The following is a 3,069-nucleotide window of genomic DNA, read 5'->3' on the forward strand; positions in this document are numbered from 1 at the left end:
CCGCGGAACCCATCGAGGCCAGCTACCACATGGTGGCAATCAAAGGCCGCAGACATGACCGCACGCGCGCCGCCCAAGCCAGCCGAGACGATCATGCTTGCAGGGCGGGGACCGTCCAGACATGGTCCAAGGGCCTGTCGCGCGAGGTCGCGGGCGACGGCGTCACCATCAACTGCCTGCAGCCCGGCCGCATCCGCAGCGAGCAGATGGCGAAGCGCTACCCGACACCGGAAGCCGAGCAGGAGTTCGCCGAGGCCGAGATCCCCGCGAAGCGCTTCGGCGAGGCGGCGGAGATCGCCGACCTTGCGGTGTTCCTCGCCTCCGCCCGCGCCGCCTACGTCACCGGCACGGTGATCCCCGTGGATGGCGGCATGAGCCGCTTCGCGTTCTGAGGGGAGGATACGCCATGCGCCGCCGCACGCTGATCGCCGCCGTCGCCGCCACGCTGCCCGCGCCGGCCCTGCGCGCCCAGGGCAACTGGCCCGACCGGCCGATCCGCTTCATCGTGCCCTTCGCGCCGGGCGGCACCACCGACATCATGGCGCGCGTGCTGGCGCCGCGTATGACGACGGGCCTTGGCGTCTCGGTCGTGGTGGAGAACCGCGCCGGCGCCGGCGGCACGGTGGGGCACGAGATCGTCGTGCGCGCGGCCCCCGACGGCAACACAATCATGCTCGGCCATATCGGCACGCTTGGCGTGAACCCGAGCCTCTATCCGCGCCTCGCCTTCGACCCGATCGGCGGCGTCGCGCCGGTCTCCATGGTGGCGCTGGTGCCGAACATCCTGGCGGTGCATCCGCGCGTGCCCGCGAACACCCTGCAGGACCTGCTGGCGCTGGCGCGGCAGCGGCCGGGGCAGCTGACCTACGGCTCCGCCGGCAACGGCAGCGCGGCGCATATCGCCGCCGCCGCGCTCGGCCATGCCGCGGGCGTCGAGTGGACGCATGTGCCCTATCGCGGCAGCGGGCCGATGGTGAACGACCTGGTGGCCGGGCAGATCGACTTCACCATGACGGGCGGCACGGTGGTGATGCCGCTGGTGCGCGACGGGCGGCTGCGCGCGCTCGGCGTCTCCTCCGCGCAGCGGATGCGCGCCGCGCCGGAGATCCCGACCATCGCCGAGCAGGGCGTGCCCGGCTTCGAGACGACGCAATGGTACTGCGTGGTGACCACCGCCGGCGTGCCCGCGCCCATCGTCGCGCGGCTGAATGCGGAGGTGCACCGCGCCATGTCCGACCCCGAGTTGCAGGCGCGCCTGGCGCTCGAGGGCGCGGAGGCCGCGCCCGGCACGCCCGAGGAGCTCGGCGCCACCATCCGCGCCGAGGCCGCCCGCTGGGCGGACGTGGTGCGCCGCACCGGCATGCGGGCGGATTGATCCGGCGGGGTTGCGGAATGGAGTCTGGCGGGGTCAGGCTGGCCGCATGACGCTCTATCGCATCCTGCTGGGCATCGACGGTGCCGCACTCGGCATCGCGCTGTTCTTCTTCCTCTGGGGCGTCTCCGACGGCACGGTCTCGTCCTTCAACATCCTGTCCTGGATGGCGATGCTGGGCGTGCTGGCGGGCATCGTCGGCGGCGGCGTGGCGCTGCAGCGCGGCGGGCGGCCGGCCGCGGCGAAGGGGCTGCTGTCGCTGCTGGCGGTGCCGGCAGCCCTGGCCGGCCTGCTGATCCTGGCGCTGATCCTGATCAACCCGCGCTGGAACTGAGGCGATGCGGGCGGCCTGGGCCTATCGGCTGATGCTGCTGGTGGCGGTGCCCACGCTGGCGCTGCTGGCCATGCTGCTGGCCACCGCGCTGCCGCCTGTGCTGGCCGATCCCGACAACCCGGACCGGGAGGGCCTGCTTGCCTGGGCCGCGGCCTTCGCCGCGGGCGTAGCCGCGGTGCTGGCCAGCCTGGCGTTGCGCCGGGCCGGGCGCACGTCGGCCGCCATCGTGCTGGTGGCGGCCGTCGCGCTCCCCGCGCTGGCGGGCTTCGGCATCGCGGCCTTCATCGTTCTGCTCTTCATCCTGAAGGGCTGAGGCCGGCAGCCTCAGTCCAGCCCGACCAGCCCCCGCGCGAAGTCGCGCGCCGCGAAGGGGCGGAGGTCGTCGGCCTTTTCGCCGACGCCGACGAAATGCACGGGCAGGCCGAATTCCTGCGCCAGCGCCACCACCACGCCACCCTTCGCGCTGCCGTCGAGCTTGGTGACGGCCAGGCCGCCGACCTCCACCATCTCCTTGAAGACCTTCACCTGGCTCAGCGCGTTCTGGCCGGTGGTGGCGTCCAGCGTCAGCAGCACGGAATGCGGCGCCGTCTCGTCCAGGCGGCGGATCACCCGCACCACCTTGCGCAGCTCCTCCATCAGCGCGGCCTTGTTGTGCAGCCGGCCGGCCGTGTCGATCAGCAGCACGTCCATGCCCTCGGCCCGCGCGCGGGCCAGCGCGTCATGCGCCAGGCCGGCGGCGTCGGCGCCCATCTTCGCCGGCGCCACCACCGGGCAGCCGGTGCGGTCGCCCCAGATCTGCAGCTGCTCCACCGCGGCGGCGCGGAAGGTGTCGCCGGCCGCGAACATCACCTTCAGGCCCTGGCGCCGGTACTGCTGTCCGAGCTTGGCGATGGTCGTCGTCTTGCCCGTGCCGTTCACGCCGACGACCAGCACGACATGCGGCGCATGGCCGGGCACGATCTCCAGCGGCCGTGCGACGGGTGCCAGGATCTCCGCGATGCTCTCGGCCAGCGCCGCCTTCACCTCCTCGTCGGTGACCTCCTTGCCGAAGCGCGTCTTGCGGAAATCCTCCACGATGCGCCGCGCGGCGGGCACGCCGAGGTCCGCCGCGATCAGCGTCTCCTCCAGCTCCTCCAGCGCCTCCTCGTCCAGGCGGCGCTTGCGGAAGACGGTGGTGATCGCATCGGTCAGCCGCGCGGTGGAACGCGAGAGGCCCTGCTTCAGCCGCGCGAACCAGCCGCCCTTCTGCTCGGGCTCGGGTTCGGGCTCGCTCGTCGCGAGCGCCTCGCGCGTGGCGGCGGCGTCGTCGGTCGGCGCGGGGGGTGGCGGCGGCTGCTCGGCGGGCGGCGACGCAACGGCCGGC

The 3,069-nt window shown here is 73.3% G+C and carries 5 protein-coding genes; 4 read left to right on the forward strand and 1 reads right to left on the reverse strand.

Annotated features, from left to right (window positions below):
• The 4 genes from OZN99_RS28535 to OZN99_RS28550 all read left to right on the forward strand — a co-directional run.
• Nucleotides 1-392, forward strand: a 392-nt coding sequence (locus OZN99_RS28535) for an SDR family oxidoreductase (protein WP_270938603.1), incomplete at its 5' end; no start/stop codon positions are given.
• A 14-nt stretch (nt 393-406) separates the two neighbouring features.
• Nucleotides 407-1,375, forward strand: coding sequence for a Bug family tripartite tricarboxylate transporter substrate binding protein (locus OZN99_RS28540; RefSeq protein ID WP_270938604.1), 969 nt, complete (start codon nt 407-409; stop codon nt 1,373-1,375).
• 46 nt (nt 1,376-1,421) lie between these two features.
• The gene (locus OZN99_RS28545; RefSeq protein WP_270938605.1) at nt 1,422-1,706 is read left to right on the forward strand and encodes a hypothetical protein; all 285 of its coding nucleotides are present in this window, start codon (nt 1,422-1,424) and stop codon (nt 1,704-1,706) included.
• A 4-nt stretch (nt 1,707-1,710) separates the two neighbouring features.
• On the forward strand, nt 1,711-2,019 hold the full coding sequence (locus tag OZN99_RS28550; RefSeq protein WP_270938606.1) for a hypothetical protein: 309 nt from the start codon (nt 1,711-1,713) through the stop codon (nt 2,017-2,019).
• A gap of 11 nt (nt 2,020-2,030) precedes the next feature.
• Here OZN99_RS28550 and ftsY read toward each other — a convergent pair whose 3' ends face one another.
• Nucleotides 2,031-2,930 carry a signal recognition particle-docking protein FtsY gene (gene ftsY / locus OZN99_RS28555; protein WP_270938607.1) on the reverse strand — a complete coding sequence of 300 codons (900 nt, stop codon included), beginning with the start codon at nt 2,928-2,930 and terminating at the stop codon, nt 2,031-2,033.
• Between the last annotated feature and the right edge of the window lie 139 nt (nt 2,931-3,069).

Source organism: Falsiroseomonas oryzae, from assembly GCF_027856955.1.
Classification (GTDB): domain Bacteria; phylum Pseudomonadota; class Alphaproteobacteria; order Acetobacterales; family Acetobacteraceae; genus Falsiroseomonas; species Falsiroseomonas oryzae.